Here is a 15,883-nt window from a genome sequence, read left to right as displayed (position 1 = left end):
CACGATAGGAGCCCACCCGCACACTTCCCCAGACTCCCACAATATTGCTGTGCTATCTTGCTGCCTTCTGACCGGATTTGCCGATCCCGGGAGTCGAACGTGGCCGAGCAGGCTGCCCAGCTGGCCCACCAGCGGCGTGCGCTGATCCTGGACGCGGTCCGGCGCGACGGCGCGGTACGGGTGGCGGACCTGGTCGGGCGGCTCGGCGTCTCGGACATGACGGTCCGCCGGGACCTGGACGCCCTCGCCCGGCGCGGCGCCGTGGAGAAGGTCTACGGCGGGGCCGTCGCCGCGGTCGGGGCCAGCGGCCACGAGCCCGGGTTCGACGCCAAGTCCGATCTGGAGGGCGCCGCCAAGGCCGCCATCGCGGAGACGGCCGCGGCCCTGGTGGAACCGGGCAGCGTGGTCGCGGTCTCGGGCGGAACCACCGCGCACGCGGTCGCCGCCCGGCTGCTCGGCGTCCCGCGACTCACGATCGTCACCAACTCCCTTCCGGTGGCGGAGCTGGTGCGCGCCGCCGGCCGGGATCCGGGGGCCGGAGCCCCGACCCTGCTGCTCACCGGCGGCTCCCCGACCCCCTCGGACGCGCTGGTCGGCCCGCTCGCCGACCTGGTGATCGGTTCCCTCCACGTGGACCTGCTCGTCCTCGGCGCGCACGGGGTGGCGGAGGAGGCGGGGCTGACCACCCCCAATCTCATGGAGGCCCAGACCAACCGGGCCCTGGTCGCCTCGGCACGACGGGTCGCCGTCGTGGCCGACCACAGCAAGTGGGGGGTGGTCGGGCTCAGCGGTTTCGCCGCACTGGACCGGGCCGACTGGTTCGTCACCGACGCCGCAATGCCGGCCCCGGCCCGCGCGGTCCTCGCGGACACGGTGGGCGAACTCCTCGTCGCCGGCGAGGAAGACTGAGCCGCTCGCCCGGGCCGGTCCCGATGAGCCGCTGCTCAGGCGCATCCCGGCCCCACCGCCGTGCGGCGCGGCACAGTGATCCAATTTCGGGGAACCGGCCGCCTTCCCGCTGCGGCGGGGGTACGGTCGCGCCTACGTGGGAGATGAACGGGGAGGAGCGGTCATGGAGTTCGAGGTTCGGGTGGATTCCGATCCGACGGGGGCGGAGGTCAGGAGCCTGGCCGACTGGTTGGCGCGGGACGCGGACGTACGTGAGGCCAAGGCCACCGTCGACGTACTGGAGTCGGAGCCGCGGCCGGACGAACTCGGGCCCCTGGCGGACGCCGTTCAGATCCTGCTGGAGCCGGACGGGGTTCTGGTCGCCGTCGTGACCGCCGTGGGCGTCTGGCTGGAGTCCCGTGGCCGGCGCACGCGCATCCGCGTGCGGCAAGGGAACACCGAGGTGGAGATCGACAGCGCCGACGTGGACGACGCCGAGGCGGTCGTCGAGTCGATCCTCCGGGAGATCCAGGAGAAGTGATCCCGGACGACTTCCCGGACCTGTCGCAGTCGAGCGCCGTGCTCGTGGGGATCGATGCGTTCGAGCACGACAGGCTCCCGGATCTGCCTGCCGTCCCCAACAACGTCCTCCGCTTCGGGTCGGTCCTGTCGGACCCCGCGATCGTCGGCTTTCCCGCGGAACGCGTGGCCGTGGTGGACGCGGACGCCCGGCCCGCCGACGCGATGGCCACCCTGGAGCAATCCGCGAAGGGCGCGGAAGGCGTCCTCCTCTTCTATTACTCCGGCCACGGCGTGCTCGTGGGAAGCCAGTCCGAACTGCATCTGACGTTTCGTGACAGCGATCCGGGGAGGGCATGGACGACCCTCCCGTTCGCCTATGTCGCCGATGTGGTCAAAACAGCACCGGCGCCGGTCAAGATCATCGTCCTGGACTGCTGCTTCAGTGGCCGTGGCGCGAAGGACCTCATGAGCAACGAGGCTTCGGAGATCTCGGACCAGTTGAAGGCGGAGGGCGTCTACGTCCTCACCGCCACGTCCGGCACGAAGAAGGCCAAGGCGCCGATCGGCGCCACGTACACGGCCTTCACCGGGACGTTGCTGGATGTGATCGGCGAGGGAATTCCCGGAGTCGGCGCGGGGCTCTCCATGGAGGCTCTCTACCAGGAGACCCGGCAGCGCATGCGCCGCAGCAATTGGCCGCTGCCCGAGCAGTACAACACGCACAGCGCCAACCGGACAGTGATCGTCAGGAATGTCGCGCACGCCTCCGGGACCGGCTCTCCGGACCATCCGCAGCGACTGAACATGTCCCGGTCCCGGGCCGTCATCGTGGAATCGTTCCGCTTCGACGACCCGGCTTTCCCCGATCTCCAAGAGAGCTACATCGCCGAACTCCGAGACGCTTTGGTGGAACCGCCAGGAGCGGGTTTCGCGCCGGACCACTGTTCCGTCCTCGAGAACGTCAGCCGCGACCGCATCATGCGGACGCTCGTCAGGGCGGGGGAGGAGGCGGAGGATCTCCTGCTCGTCCACGTGTCGAGTCATGGAGACCTGAGTGACACCGGAGAGCTGTACGTCGCGGCCCGCGACTCGCTCGCCTCGGAGCCGTGGTCGCAGGTCAACATCTCCGACCTGCTCGGGACCGTCGGACGCACCCGGGCGCACGTGGTTCTCTTCCTCGACTGCTCCCACGCCGGGTCGGTGATGATCGGCGCCGCCAGGCTGGAGGACTGCACGGTCATCTCCTCCTGCGGGCCCCGTGAAGCCGCTTTCCTCCACAGCGGGTTCAACACGACGCTGGCCAAGGTGCTGCGTGAGGGAGTACCCGGCGCACCCGCTCACCTGAACGCCCTGGACATCTACCGGGAGCTCCAGTCCGGGATGGAGATGCAGAAGCCCCGTCTGTCGGTGAGCAGTACGACCGGTCTTCCCTGCCTCGTCGAGAACCACCACCCCGACGCGAGACCGTTCACGCCGCACGCATGCCTGATGGAGCGATAGCGGCAGCCCGGCAGCCCCTGCATCCGCATGGCCGAGCCCTGATGGGCATGCACAACATCCACCAGAACCAGGGCGACCCGCACGGCAGCGACCGGTGGGAGGAGAACGGCATCCGGCAGGACGGCGCGACCCACACCCGCCGACCCGACGGCCGGTACGACGTGTTCCTGAACAAGTTCTCCAGCCAGAAGGACCACACGGACTCCGACGGGCCACCCGGTCTGAGCGCGCAAGAGTCGTCACCGGCGACCAGCGACCGCGAGCCGCTGCGGAGTCCGCCCGCCCGGCGCCCAACCTCGTTACCCGCTGGGCTCGTTGCGCACTGCGCCACTCCCGGGCCGCCCGGCCGCCGGCCTGTAACCCGTACGGAAACGGGTTGCCCCCAGCGGGAACCCCGGGCGCCCGGCATCCGACTACTGCGGCGTGGGAGGCGGAGCCCCGCTTCCCACGCCGCAGTGGACGAGCGAGGGGCGTGTGATGGGCGGGCTGGATGTGCGCATGCGGGAGGTCACCTGCCGGCACGGCCGGGTGGAGGCCGTCGCCGACGTGGATCTGGAGATTGCCGCCGGTGAGCACGTGGCGCTGACCGGGACCAACGGCTCGGGCAAGACCACGCTGCTTCGTGCCGTGCTCGGCCTGCACCGCCAGGTGACGGGCTCGATCGTGGTCGGCGGCCGGGACACCCGCTCGCCCGCCGAGTGGGCGTGGCGGCGCCGGGCCTGCGCCTGGATCCCGCAGAAGCCCGCCGCCGGCCGCTTCCCCCTCCTCGGCGCCGAACTGCTGGCCGCCGGCGGCGCTCCGGCGGAGGCGGCCGAAGCCGCGGACCGGCTCGGGGTCGGTCCGCTGACCGGGCGGCCCCTGCACACCCTCTCCGGTGGCCAGTTGCAGCGCATGTACCTGGCCCGGGCGATCGGGTGCGTGGCCTCGGGCGCCCAGGTGCTCCTGGCCGACGAGCCCACCGCCGCCCTCGACTTCGAGGGCCAGTCGGAGGCCGCGGACGTCCTCACCTCCCTGCCGGTGACCCTCGTGGTGGTCACCCACGACCGCGCGCTGGCGGAACGCTGCGACCGCGTACTGGAGATGGCCGCGGGCCGGCTGCGGGAGGTCCGGTGACCCTCGCCACCGCCGATCTCGGCACGCTCCTCCAACTGCTGCCCGTGCAGCGGGCCGGCCTGTCCCTGCTGCTGGCCGCGATCGGCCTGCCGGTCATCGGGGTGGTCATCGTCGGGCTCGACATCATGCCGGTCCGGTTCGCGATGATGCACGTCGCGCTGCTGGGCATCGCCGTCGGCCTGCTCACCGGACTCGACCCCGTGCTGTGCGCGCTGGTGGCCTGCGCCCTGGCCGGGGCGGGCGTCGCACCGCTCGCCCGCACCCCGGACGGGCTGTCGGGTGCGATGGGCCTGCTGATGAGTCTGGCCATCGCCGCCGCGCTGCTCGTGCTGGCCGTGTCGGGGGTCAACGCCTCCGGCGCCTTCGCCCTGTTGTGGGGTTCGATCCTGTCCGTCGGCACCCCCGACCTCGTCGTGCTGGGCGTACTCGCCGTCGTCGTACCCGCCCTGTTCTGGTGGCGGCGGCGCGAGATCGCCCTGCTGCTGTACGACCGTGAGCTCGCCCAGTGTTCCGGCGTCCCGGTGCGGGCACTGACCGCGGCGCTCCTGGTCCTGGTCGCCGTCGCGGTCGCCGGGGCGATCAAACTCACCGGCGCTCTGCTCGTCGACGCCCTGACCCTGCTGCCCGCACTCGCCGCGCGCCGCCTGGGCAGCTCGCTGAAGTCCATCACCCTCTGGGCGGTCGGCATCGGCGTCGCGGTGAATCTGACGGGGTTCCTCCTGGCCCTGTGGCTGGACTGGCCGCCGGGGCCGGTCCTCGTCCTGACGGCGGGGGTACTGGTCCTCGCCGTCCATCTCGTACCCGAACGGAGAATCAGCTCATGGCGCGCACCCGCGGCCGTATCCATGCCCTCCTCGCACTGAGCGCGGCGCTCTTCCTGGCCGCCGGTTGCGGTAACGACGCCTCGTCCGGGGCCGGCAAGCACCAGCACGACGGGAAGCCGGTCGTGGTCGTCACCACCACATGGGAGGGCGCCTTCGCGAAGGCGGCCGGCGCCGAGGACATCAAGGTCATCGTGCCGCAGTCCGTCCACCACGCCCCGGACTACGACCCGAAGCCCTCGGACCTCGCCGCCGTGGCCGAGGCCGACTTCGTGCTGTACGCGCCCTTCGAGCCGTACGCCGCGAAGATCAAGGAGGCGGCCGGCTCCCGGGCGAAGCTGGTCGAGGTGAACCTCGACAACGACCCCGACAAGGTGACCGCCGAAGTCGCCGAGCTGGGGAAGCTGTTCGGCACCGAGGATGCGGCCGTCCGGTGGAAGACCGGCTTCGACACCGAGTACGCGCAGCTGAACAACGAGCTCCGGGCCGCCTGGCCGGACGGCAAGAGCCCTTCGGTGGTGACCCAGGTCTTCACGGCGTGGTCGGCGAAGCTGTCGGGCGCCACGACGGTGGGCACGTACGGGCCCGAGGCCGTGACCCCGGCGCAGCTCGCCGAGCTCTCCGCGAAGAAGCCCGCACTCGTGCTGGACAACGCGCACATGTCCACCGGCACGGTCCTGCCCGACTCGGGCGCCAGGCAGGTGAAGATCGTCAACTACCCGGGCGAGGACCTCGACCTGCTGCCGGTCTACCGCAACGCGGCCGCCGAGCTGAAGAAGGCCATGGGCACCTCCTGAGCGGAGGGCACCAGGAGAACGGGGCCCGGCGGCGTGGAGCCGCCGGGCCCCGCCGTCATCCCGCCTTCGCGAGCGGGACCTCGGCGCCCGCGCCGCTGCGCGACTGCGGCACGCTCTCGCTCACGCCGTCCGCACGCCGCTCGGTCGGGCTCTCGGTCGGGCCATCCGCCGGCCGCTCGGTCAGCCTCTCCGTCACGCCATCCGTCCGGCTCTCCGTCCGGCTCTCCGTCAGGCGCTCGCGCAGCGCCGCCCGGTCCGGTTTACCGGCCGCCGTGAGCGGCAGCTCATCGAGTACGAGGAGCCGCTCCGGGTGTTTGCGCCGCTCCAGCCCGCGCCCGCTCAGGTGGTCGCCGAGCGAGGCCAGGGTGGGAGGCCGCCCGCCGCGCGCCACCACGCAGGCCGCCAGCCGCTCCCCCATCAGCGGGTCGGGGACGCCGACGCAGACCACGTCCCGGACCCGGGGGTGCGCGGTGAGCTCGCGCTCCACCTCGGCGGGGCTGATGTTGGCGCCGCCACGGATGACGATGTCCTTGAGGCGGCCGACGACGTGCAGGACGCTGTCCGTGTCGAGATAGCCCAGGTCGCCGGTGCGGACCCAGCCGTCGGGCGTCCGGTACCGGGCGTCCAGGTCGGGGGCGCCCACGTAGCACAGCGGGGTCATGGGGCCACGCGAGATGATCTCCCCGATGTCCCCGTCGGGCAGCGGTTCGTGGGTGTCGGGGTCGGCGATGCGGATCTCGGCGACCCGGGGGTCGGGGTGGCCCGCGACCACACCCGCACCATCAGTGGGCGGGACCGTCTGGCCCAGCCCGGTATGGCAGTTGACCCCGTCGGCGGAGCCGTAGAGGTTCACGACCGGACAGCCGAAAGCCTGCGCCGCGCCCGCGGCCGTGGTCTCGTCGAGCGGCGCTCCGCCGAGGATCAGCGCGGTGGGCGCGGGCAGCTTCTCGCCCGTCTCGTCGAGGCGTTCGAGCATCATGCGGACCATGGTGGGAACGCCGAGGACGTGGGTCGGCTCGTGCGCGCGTACGGCCGCGACCGCCGCCTCCGCGGTGAAGTGGTCGAGCAGGACGAGGGTCCCGCCGTGCCGGGCGAGGGTGACGGCGGTGCCGTTGGAACCGAAGGCGGAGGCCAGCGGTACGAGGAAGAGGCAGCGCGGCGGGGTCCGGTCAGGGATGAGGGAGGCGAGGAAGTTCCCCCGTCCGCCGGCCAGCGCGTTGTGCGAGTACGCGATCATCTTCGGCTCGGCCTCCGAGCCGGACGAGACGAGGATGCGTGCCGCGCTGTCGGGGTCGGGCCGGGCGGGGACGAACCCGCTGGGGTCGGAGCGCAGCAGCCGCGTGAACGGAATCGTTCCTTCAGGTGCGGTGCCCGGGCCCGCGGCAACGACGTGGCGGAGCGCCGGCAGCGTTCCCGCGAGGGTCAGCAGCGCCTCCGCGTGCCGGAATCCGCGGTGCTCGGTCGCGGCGATGACGGCGACCGCCTCGGCCCGGCGCAGCAGGCACTCGGCCTCCAGGGTGCCCCGGCCGACGGGGAACGGGAGGGCGATCGCCCCGAGGGCGGCCAGCGCCAGATCGGCGATGACGGCATTGCGGTTGCCGGGGAGCTGCACGCCGACGACGTCGCCCGGGCGGATGCCGAGGTCTCCGAGACCGGTGGCCAGACACCGCACCTTGCGGTCCAGCGCGGTGTAGCAGAGCGCGCCCTTGGCATCGAGGACGGCGGTCCGGTGCAGGTCGGCGATCTGACGGGCCCGGAAGAGGCTGTAGAGATCGAGGTCCGGGCAGGTGCCGTCGACCACCCAGGAGCGGCGGAGCGCGGCGGGCAACAGGTCGTGCAGTTCGACGGTCACGCGAAGCTCCAGGGGTCGGGAACTGCGGGGGCGCCGTGCGCGTCGCGGCTGATGGAGCCTGCGAAACGCGGGTCGCGGTGCAGGTCGGACAGCTCGGTGGTGACGGCGGTCGCGGTCAGTCCGTGGTCGTGCAGCTGCCGCAGGGCTTCGTCGGTCGCCAGCGCGCGCAGGTCGTACGCGGCGACCGCGGCGGCGCAGGCGTCGGTGGGGGCGATCCAGCCGTCGGCCGTCGGCAGTGGCTGCCGGAAGCCGGCGGGCATGCGGGGGTTCTCACCCCGGGCCGCCCGGCGCACAGCGGGACCGGTCAGCGTGTCGGCGGCGCCGAGGAGGGAGGAGTCCACCCGTACGCCGCGGCCGGTGCGCTCACGCAGCAGCAGTCCGGCGAGTACGGCCTCGGCGCCGAGCAGTCCGCCGAGCACGTCGAGCAGGGTCATCAGCGAAGGGGCCGCGGGCTCGCCTTCGGGGCGGACGGATTCGCCGACCCCGGTACGCGCCTGAACCATGAAGTCGGTTCCCATCGGGGCGTCTTGGAGCCGGCCGGACCATCCGCTGGTGTAGGCGTGGACCAGCGCCGGGTTGACCCGCGCGAGGTCTTCGGCGTCGAGTCCGAGTTCGGCGGCCTTGCCCGGCGCCCAGTTGTGCAGGAACACGTCGGCCTGCGCCGCCATCTCCCGCAGCCGGGCCCGGTCCCCCTCCGCCTTGATGTCGATCTCGACGGCCTGTTTGCCCCTGTTGAGAGCGAGCCAGCGGGCCGAGGTTCCGGAGCAGGCCGGGGGCATTCCGCGCAGCGGATCACCGCCCGGCGGCTCGATCCGGATCACCTCGGCGCCGAGCAGACGCAGCAGGTGGGCGGCGAGCGGTGCCTGGATCCGGCGGCCGGCCTCCAGCACGGTCAGTCCGGCCAGCGGACGGCCCGGTGTCGGGAGGCCCGGTGTCGGGGGGCCCGGTGTCGGGGGGCCCGGTGTCGGGGGGCCCGGCTTGCTGATCACGGGCCCGGAACCCAGCGGGGTCAGGGACCAGGGGGCGGCGCCGTCGTGTTCACCGGCCCGTTCGGCGAGCGTGCGCAGGGCGCACACCTGGGCTCCGGAGCGGGCCGCCGCCTGGCTGATCCGGGCCCAGCCGTGGGCACGCGTCACCGTGTGCAGGGCCGCCGGGAGGGGGGCACAGGCCGTGGCGTAGCGGAACTGGAAGGGCCGCCAGCCCTTCCGGATCGCATCGGCGGGTGCCTCCAGGGCCCGCCAGAAGCCGGCCCAGGCACCCGGATCGAGTGTCTCCAGCTCGAAGAGAACGCCCTCGGAGGAGGTGAACGGAGGTCCCCCCGGGGCGAGTTCGGCTTCCTCACCTTCGTCGGCTCCGGCAGCGGCGAGGTACTGGGACACCGTGAGCAGTCCGGCCCGGCCCGCGCTGGTGGTCACGTGGCCGGCGGCGCCGCCGCCGCGGGCCTGGCCCACCAGACCCGCGAGCAGCCCCTGCACCGTCAGGACGGCGGTGGCCGTGGCCGCGAAGTCGGCGGCCAGGCCGCGCGGGCTGCCGTCCCTGCGGCCGTGCACGGCCATGATGCCGGTGGCGGCCTGCACCGTGGCCTCGTCGGCGAGTCCGCTCCCGGGATCCGCCCAGGTGGCGAGCGCGTGGACCGGCGCGAAGTCGCCTCCGTCGAGCGTGATGCCGCCCGTGGCGGCGCCCTCTCCCCGGCCGGGGTGGTCCGTTCGTGCGCCGAGCATGCGCAGGTGGTCGGTGACGACGCTGGTGATCTGCGGGGGCCCCGAGGTGTCGAAGCGCAGTGTGTCGAGCGGCCGGACCGTCTGCGTGGTTGCTGGTGACGCCATGCCTCTCCTCTCCTGGCGCGGCGGTGGCCGTCGCCCGGGTCTTACGGAACGCGGGGAACCCGGGAGCCTCCGCACCCGACCAGTTCCACGGACAGAGAGTCGGACAGCCGTTCCCACGAGTTCCCGGGAACGGGCGGGAACGAGGAGGAGAGCAGTGACAGGACCGGACCCGGCCCCCGTCATCGGCTGCGCACCACACACGGTGGAGAAGGGGGAGCTGCGGGCCGGGGTGGACCGGTTCGTCCGTACCCGGGTGATCCCGCAGGAATCGGTACTGGACGCGGGCGGCCCCGAGGCGGCCGCCGCCCTGGCCGAACTGCGCCGCCAGGCCCGGAGCGAGGGACTCTGGGCGCTGCCGCTCCCGGCGGAACTGGGCGGCGGCGGGCTGACCTTCGAGGCGTACGCCGAGCTGGCCGAGGCCGAGGGAGCCAGTGATCACGGCCCCGCCGCGCTGGGGTCGGCACCCCTGCTCGATGTCACGATGCTGGCCCGGCACGGGGGGCCGCGGGTCCGCGAGGAGTACCTGAAACCCCTGGTCGCCGGGGAGCTGCGCAGCTGCTACGCCATGACCGAGCCTGACGTGCCGGGCACCGACCCCCTCCTGACCGGCACCCGGGCGGAACGCCGGCCGGACGGCAGCTGGGTCGTCACCGGGCGAAAATGGTTCACCTCCGGCGCGGCGGAGGCCGACCTGGTGACCGTCATGGCCCGCACGGACGGATCCACCGGAGACCGCGAGGGGCTGTCCCTGCTGCTGGTGCCCACCCTTTCCCCCGGCTTCCGGGTGGTCCGCGGTCTTCCCGTGCTCGGCACGGCGGGCCAGTACGAGATCGCGCTCGACCGGGTCCCGGTGCCCGCGGACCATCTCCTCGGCGAGCCCGGCAGCGCTCTCTCCCTCGCGGGCGAGCGGCTCCAGCTCGGCCGTACGCTGCGCTGTCTGCGCTGGCTCGGCCAAGCCCAGCGCGCCTTCGACCTCATGTGCGAACGGGCCGCCACCCGACGCGGATCACGGGGACCGCTCGCCGGCCACCAACTGGTCCAGCAGCACGTCTTCGACGCCCTGCTCGCGCTGCGGACCACCCGGCCGCTCGTCCACGAGGCGGTGGCCCTGATCGGCTCCGGGCAGGACGCGCGCACGGAGGTGGGGCTGGCCAAGGTCGCCGCCTCCCGCATGCTCCAGCGGGTCGCGGACTCCGCCATCCAGGTGCACGGCGCCGCCGGGCTCGGGCCGGACACCCCGCTGCCCGCGCTCTTCCGTACCGGCCGGGCGGCCCGCATCCTCGACGGCCCGGACGAGCTCCACATCACCTCCGTGGCCCGCCGCGTCCTGCGCGAGCACGGCGGCCGGGAACCCGGCGGGGCAGGACCTACACGCGGGTGATGTCGACGGCTCCTTCCAGCGCGGCCAGCCCGAGCGCGAGGAAGAAGTCGCCCCAGACGAGTTCGTGCCGGACCGCCAGCTCCTTCCCGGCGTCGTAGCAGCCGTCCAGCAGCATCCCGGCCGGGCGGCTGGTCCCCGGGCCGGATCCCGGACGGGGCCAGGGGCCGGGCCCGGTGAGATGGGCCCTCGCGAGGCGGCGAAGGACCGCCGCGGCCCGGTCCGCGTACGCCGCCGCCCGCGGGCCGGGCACCTGCGCGAGCTTCAGCAGGGCGACCGCGGTGATCGCTGCGGCCGAGGTGTCGAGGGGCCCGTCCGGCCGGGACGCGCCGGCGGGAGGTACGAGCGGTCCGGCCGATCCGCCTCCCTCGGCCAGGAGTTGTTCGGCGGCTCCGTCGAGCCGGACCCGGCCGGTCCGCGCGACCTCCGGGCGCAGTAGGGCGTCGGCGAGCGCGAGGAGCAGCCAGGCCGCTCCCCGGCTCCAGCCCGGCGGCGGATCCGGGCACGGCTGCCAGCCCGCGCCCTCGTCGAAACGCCAGGCCGGCCGCATCGAGCGGTGCGGCGGCCCGTCCTCGCCGAGGCAGAGGTCGAGGTGCCGGTGGAGATGGGCCGCTGCGGCGGCGGCCCCTTGCGGCCCGGCGCCGGCCAGGAGCGGGACCGTACCGGGCACCCCGTCCGCGCGGGCCAGCAGGCGCGGCCCGCCCAGCGCGTTCCCCCAGGGCAGCAGCCCGAGTCCGGGATCCCAGGCCGACAGGCAGGCACGGGCGGCTCGCTCGCGCAGGGCGGTGGCTCCGGGGTCGTCCCCGGCCGGGGCGGTCCCGTACCAGAGGATCAGCCCGCGGGTGGCGGTGTCGGCGTCCACCCACGGCGCGAGCCGGGCCGTGCACGCGGCGGCGGCCCGCCGGTCGGCCGCGTCACCGGTGTGCCGCGCGCGCAGCCACAGCAGACCGGCCCAGAACCCGCCCGTCCACGAACCGCGGCCGGTCGTCGTCCACCGCCCGTCGCCGGGCCCCGCGTACAAGGGGAAGCGCGTGCCCACTTCGGCCGCGGTCACCGCGACCCGTTCGATGACGGCGGCCAGCGCGCGGCGGGCCCAGTCGTCGTCGGTCGTCGCGGCGCTCACGCCGCCTCCTCCTCCCGCGGACCCCGCCGGAGCCGCCGGTCCTGCCGCTGACCCCGCCGGTCCCGTACGGCCCAGAAGAACGCGACCGCTGCCGCCGCCGCGAACTCCCCCGCCACCAGCAGCCAGCCGGACCCGTACCGGCCGCTCTGCGCGAGCAGGCCGAACAGGGGCGGCCCCACCGCGAATCCGGCGAAGAACCCGGCCGCGACCAGCGCGGAGTCCTGTCCCGCCCGGCCGGGCGCGGCCCGCTGCATGACGAGCACCATCGAGACGGCGTTGCCGGACACGGCGAACACACCGACGGCAACGGCGCCTGCCCACACCAGCGGACTCGCGCCGAGAGCGGCTCCCAGCAGGACCGCCGCCCCGAGCGCGCCGCACGCGAGCCATCCCGGCAGCCACTCCGCGCGCCCGGGCCGGGCCGCCTTCGACCACCTCACCCTGCCCACGATCCCCGCCACGCCCAGGACGGCGACCAGAGCGCCCGCCGTCGTCGGGCCCATGCCGAGGCGCTGCGTGCCGAACAGGGCGAGATAGGTGTTCACGGAGGCGATCCCGGCGCCGAGGAACAGGGAGAAGGCCGCCAGCCAGGCCACCATTCCGCGCGGAACGAGCGACGTACGGGCGCCTGCCGGGGGCGGCGGAGGGTCGGCCGGCAGTGCGCGCAGCGCCCACAGCCCGGCGAGCAGTGCCGCACCGGCGCCCGTCCACACGGCGCCCCGCCAGCCGATCCCGCCCGCGAGCGCCGCCAGGGGCAATCCGGCCGCGAAGGCGCCCAGTTGGACACCGGACTGCTTGAGGCCCGTCACCGCGCCCCGCCGAGAGGGCGGAACAGCGCGCAGGACGGCCTTGTTGGTGGCCGGGTTGGCCAGCGCCTGCGGTCCGCCGCCCAGCGCGACGGCGCCCAGCAGCACACCGGTGCCGGGCGCGGCGCCGATCAGGGCGAGCGCCGCGGCGGAGACCAGCAGCAGGACCACCAAGGAGCGACGCGGGCCGATGCGGTCCACGATCCGGCCGCCCGCCGGGGACAGTACGGCGGCGGTCCCGAAGCCGATCGTGGTCGTCAGCCCCAGCACCGCGGGCGACACCCCCAACTCGTCGACCAGGCGCGGCCCGAGCGCCCCGAGCAGGAACAGCTGCAGCATGGAGAAAGCCATGGCGCAGGTGAGGAGCGCGGTCAGCCACCGGCCCGCCCCACCGTCCCTCGTCCCCGCCGACGACGCGGTCGCCGTCCCCTCCCCCGCCACAGAAGTCTCCGTTCCCCGGACGTTGAACCCTTCGACCGGCCGGGTAGGCAGTCGGGTGGAGTGGCGGATCGGTTCCCTCGCCGCCGTTGTGCCCTGCACCACACGGGAAGTTGTCCGGAAGTGCGCACCTCGGTGCGCGGCTCGGAAAGCCGGTGCGAGGATGAGCCCGCAATGACGCCAGGCCACTTGTTCCGAGCCGCACGGGCTGCGATGTTCGCAGCCGTCTGCGTGCTGCTCACGGCCACCGGCCACATCCTCATGTCGGGTAGGGCGGTGCCCTGGTGGGCGCTGTCCGCCGCCTTCGCCGCCACGGCGGCGTCGGCCTGGGCGCTGGCGGGCCGCGAGCGCGGACCGCTCGCCGTCACCGGGGCGGCCGTCGCCGTGCAGGCGGCGCTGCACGGCGGGTTCTCCCTGGCCCAGTCGCTCGTCCGGCCTTCCCTGCCGCCCGTCACCGCGGTGCCGCCGGTAGCCGCCGTGCCGGAGACGGCCGCCCACGTACACCACGCCGCGCACGGGATGGCGCACACCTTGTCCGCCCCCACCTCCGGGCCGGTCCCGGATGCCGGCCATGGGGCGGCCGCCATGTCACCGGCCGGGATGCTGACCGCCCACCTGCTGGCCGCCGTGCTGTGCGGTCTGTGGCTCGCCTACGGAGAGCGGGCCGTCTTCCGCGTCGTGCGCGCCGTCGCCGGATGGCTCTGGACGCCGCTGCGCCTGCTGCTGCACCTCCCCGCGACCGCGCACCGGCCGCGCGTCCGCGTACACCGTCCGCGCCGACGCCGCACGCCGCGGCAGCTCTTCCTCGTCCACGCCATCACCTCACGGGGGCCGCCGACGGGAACCGCTGTCCTCTGACAGCTGGTTCCCCGAGCACGCACGGCGGCCGCGTTCCCGCGCGCCCGCCTCGCGCCTCGGGCATCGGCCGTGCCCTCCGGCAGGCCGTACCCCCTCACCGGCCCCGCCCCCCATCGGGCGGCGCCGGACATCCCTTGCCCGTAAGGACCTGTGGCGATGACTCCTGCCCTGACCACCCAGCACCGTCCCGCCGGCGAAAGGCCGGGCCGGCACACCCCCGGCTCGGACGAGGCCGTGACCCGACTGGCGCTCGCCGCCCGTGACGGCGACCCGGCGAAGGCCGACCGCTTCGTCCGCGCGCTCCACCGCGACGTCTGGCGGTACGTGGCGTACCTCAGCGCCGACACCCAGGCCGCCGACGACCTCACCCAGGACGTGTTCCTCCGGGCGCTGGCCGGCCTCCACCGGTTCGAAGGCCGTTCCTCGGCACGCACCTGGCTCCTGTCCATCGCCCGGCGCACCGTCGTGGACAGCCTGCGCCACGCCGCCGCCCGGCCGAGACTCTCGGACAGGCACGACTGGCAGACGGCCGCCGAGCAGACCCAGCCGTACGGCGTCCCCGGCTTCGAGGACGGCATCGCGCTGGCGGAGCTGCTGGAGGCGATACCGTCCGAGCGCCGGGAGGCATTCGTCCTCACCCAGCTCCTCGGCCTCCCCTACGCCGAGGCGGCCACGGCCATCGGCTGCCCGATCGGCACCGTCCGCTCGCGCGTGGCCCGCGCCCGTACGTCGTTGATGGCGTCGGTCAGCTGATCTCCGGGGAGTGCCCGCGGGAGGGGCTGCGGAGCCCCTCCCGCGGGTGGGAACGGGTGGCGCTGTCCGGGAGGGCGGGCTCTAGATGAGTCATTCCGAAGTGATCAGTGGTCGTAGGCGATCAGGGACCGTGTGATTGGCTGTCCGGTCTTGTGGTTGTGCCAGATTGCTGCGGCCAGCGCGAGGACGCGTTGGGCGACGCGGACGGCGACGCCCTCAAAGGTCCGGCCGCCGTGTTGTTCCAGGTCGAGCTGGCCTTTGAGGGTGTCGTTCACCGACTCGATCAGTTGCCGCACCGATTTCAGCAGTGACTCGCCCTTGCGGCGCTTCTCCCGCTTGAACGAGGGCCGCAGCAGCTCTGCCCCGCGCATGGCCAGATCGGTCTCGAATTCCTTGGAGGCGAAGCCCTTGTCCGTGATCACCAGCAGGCCGGGGCGGTCGGTGACTGTGTCCGGCTCACGATCCAACATCGCCGTCAGCACCTCGCGCTCGTCCAGCTTCGGGTTCGCAAGGGACCACAAGATCGGCATACCGGTTCGGGTCCACACCAGGTATAGCCGCAGGCCCCAGAAGAATCGGGAATGGCTGGCGCAGTACCCGTATCCGGCCCAGCCGGCCAGGTCCGACCGCTTCACGGTGGGGCGTGACCGGCCGCACTCGACCGGGGTGGAGTCGATGATCCAGTGGTTGTCGAACCAGAAGTCGGTGTCCGTCGCAAGGAGCCGTACAGCCCGCTTGACCAGCGACAGCGCAGCCCGCAGCCGCTTGTTCCAGCCCGGCTGCTTCGGCACGAAGGGGAACATCTTGCCGAGGCGGGAGTGGACGAACCGCAGCCACCTGGACTCCGAGGTGAAGCCCAGCATCGCCTGGGCGACGGCGAGGCAGACGAGCTCGGAAGCGGTCAGCCGGGGAGGGCGTCCCAGCCACCGGGTGTCCGTGATCTCGTCGTCGATCTTCACATACAGTGCGGTGAGCAGGGCGTCCAGGTCATTCGTCACAGAACGATCTTGGCCGCCCTGTCTGTCTCTCCGGCCGCCGGCAGGGGGCTGCCCGATTGCCCGGCTTCACGCTTGAGCAGGCCGACAAGACACGGGAGACCGGACGCCACCTCATGCCCAGTACCGGACCTCCCGGTCCGCGCTGTGGCCAAGAGCGCCCAGGGCAGCGCGAAGATCTCAGATCTTCCGCCGTCTGCTGCCCGCCGTTGT

15 protein-coding genes are annotated in these 15,883 nt (G+C 73.5%); 10 read left to right on the top strand and 5 right to left on the bottom strand.

The annotated features are described in order from the left end of the window. Positions 1-99: 99 nt before the first annotated feature. The 7 genes from AB0D48_RS16695 to AB0D48_RS16665 all read left to right on the top strand — a co-directional run bounded on the left by AB0D48_RS16695 (position 100) and on the right by AB0D48_RS16665 (position 5,641). A complete protein-coding gene (locus AB0D48_RS16695) occupies positions 100-909 on the top strand; it encodes a DeoR/GlpR family DNA-binding transcription regulator (protein WP_362396459.1) in 810 nt (269 codons plus the stop codon). Between the two features lie 163 nt (positions 910-1,072). Beyond that, complete coding sequence (locus tag AB0D48_RS16690) at positions 1,073-1,429, top strand: hypothetical protein (RefSeq protein ID WP_362396455.1); 357 nt, start codon at positions 1,073-1,075, stop codon at positions 1,427-1,429. Continuing rightward, entirely contained in the window at positions 1,426-2,910 is a 1,485-nt protein-coding gene (locus AB0D48_RS16685) for a caspase family protein (protein ID WP_362396452.1), read from the top strand. Before AB0D48_RS16690 ends, AB0D48_RS16685 begins: the two co-directional genes overlap by 4 nt. After that, positions 2,892-3,482, top strand: coding sequence for a DUF2278 family protein (locus AB0D48_RS16680; protein WP_362396449.1), 591 nt, complete (start codon positions 2,892-2,894; stop codon positions 3,480-3,482). The genes AB0D48_RS16685 and AB0D48_RS16680 overlap by 19 nt, the downstream gene beginning before the upstream one ends. After that, positions 3,388-4,023, top strand: a complete 636-nt coding sequence (locus tag AB0D48_RS16675; protein WP_362396446.1) for an ABC transporter ATP-binding protein — start codon at positions 3,388-3,390, stop codon at positions 4,021-4,023. Before AB0D48_RS16680 ends, AB0D48_RS16675 begins: the two co-directional genes overlap by 95 nt. Continuing rightward, entirely contained in the window at positions 4,020-4,886 is an 867-nt protein-coding gene (locus AB0D48_RS16670) for a metal ABC transporter permease (RefSeq protein WP_362396443.1), read from the top strand. Before AB0D48_RS16675 ends, AB0D48_RS16670 begins: the two co-directional genes overlap by 4 nt. Continuing rightward, positions 4,844-5,641, top strand: a complete 798-nt coding sequence (locus AB0D48_RS16665) for a zinc ABC transporter substrate-binding protein (RefSeq protein ID WP_362396440.1) — start codon at positions 4,844-4,846, stop codon at positions 5,639-5,641. The genes AB0D48_RS16670 and AB0D48_RS16665 overlap by 43 nt, the downstream gene beginning before the upstream one ends. 55 nt (positions 5,642-5,696) lie before the next feature. Here AB0D48_RS16665 and AB0D48_RS16660 read toward each other — a convergent pair whose 3' ends face one another. Together AB0D48_RS16660 and AB0D48_RS16655 are read right to left on the bottom strand one after the other, a co-directional pair. Continuing rightward, positions 5,697-7,493, bottom strand: coding sequence for a class I adenylate-forming enzyme family protein (locus tag AB0D48_RS16660; protein WP_362396437.1), 1,797 nt, complete (start codon positions 7,491-7,493; stop codon positions 5,697-5,699). After that, complete coding sequence (locus AB0D48_RS16655) at positions 7,490-9,319, bottom strand: CoA transferase (protein WP_362396434.1); 1,830 nt, start codon at positions 9,317-9,319, stop codon at positions 7,490-7,492. The genes AB0D48_RS16660 and AB0D48_RS16655 overlap by 4 nt, the downstream gene beginning before the upstream one ends. Positions 9,320-9,521: 202 nt before the next feature. Between AB0D48_RS16655 and AB0D48_RS16650 the strand changes: the two genes are divergently transcribed. Then, complete coding sequence (locus AB0D48_RS16650) at positions 9,522-10,700, top strand: acyl-CoA dehydrogenase family protein (protein WP_362396541.1); 1,179 nt, start codon at positions 9,522-9,524, stop codon at positions 10,698-10,700. Here AB0D48_RS16650 and AB0D48_RS16645 read toward each other — a convergent pair. Next, positions 10,687-11,820, bottom strand: a complete 1,134-nt coding sequence (locus tag AB0D48_RS16645; protein ID WP_362396431.1) for a sugar ABC transporter permease — start codon at positions 11,818-11,820, stop codon at positions 10,687-10,689. The two genes, AB0D48_RS16650 and AB0D48_RS16645, sit on opposite strands and share 14 nt — an antisense overlap. Further along, entirely contained in the window at positions 11,817-12,965 is a 1,149-nt protein-coding gene (locus AB0D48_RS16640) for an MFS transporter (protein ID WP_362396428.1), read from the bottom strand. Before AB0D48_RS16640 ends, AB0D48_RS16645 begins: the two co-directional genes overlap by 4 nt. A gap of 273 nt (positions 12,966-13,238) precedes the next feature. On the opposite strand from AB0D48_RS16640, the gene AB0D48_RS16635 reads away from it, so the two are divergent. Together AB0D48_RS16635 and AB0D48_RS16630 are read left to right on the top strand one after the other, a co-directional pair. Further along, positions 13,239-13,922, top strand: a complete 684-nt coding sequence (locus tag AB0D48_RS16635) for a hypothetical protein (RefSeq protein WP_362396425.1) — start codon at positions 13,239-13,241, stop codon at positions 13,920-13,922. A gap of 156 nt (positions 13,923-14,078) precedes the next feature. Then, complete coding sequence (locus AB0D48_RS16630) at positions 14,079-14,675, top strand: sigma-70 family RNA polymerase sigma factor (RefSeq protein WP_362396422.1); 597 nt, start codon at positions 14,079-14,081, stop codon at positions 14,673-14,675. A gap of 104 nt (positions 14,676-14,779) precedes the next feature. Here AB0D48_RS16630 and AB0D48_RS16625 read toward each other — a convergent pair whose 3' ends face one another. Next, the gene (locus tag AB0D48_RS16625) at positions 14,780-15,673 is read right to left on the bottom strand and encodes an IS982 family transposase (protein WP_362396419.1); all 894 of its coding nucleotides are present in this window, start codon (positions 15,671-15,673) and stop codon (positions 14,780-14,782) included. Positions 15,674-15,883 lie beyond the last annotated feature (210 nt).

Origin of the sequence: Streptomyces sp. NPDC048269 (assembly GCF_040652395.1) — a bacterium.
Classification (GTDB): Bacteria; Actinomycetota; Actinomycetes; order Streptomycetales; family Streptomycetaceae; genus Streptomyces.
This window is presented reverse-complemented; position numbering and strand designations above follow the sequence as displayed.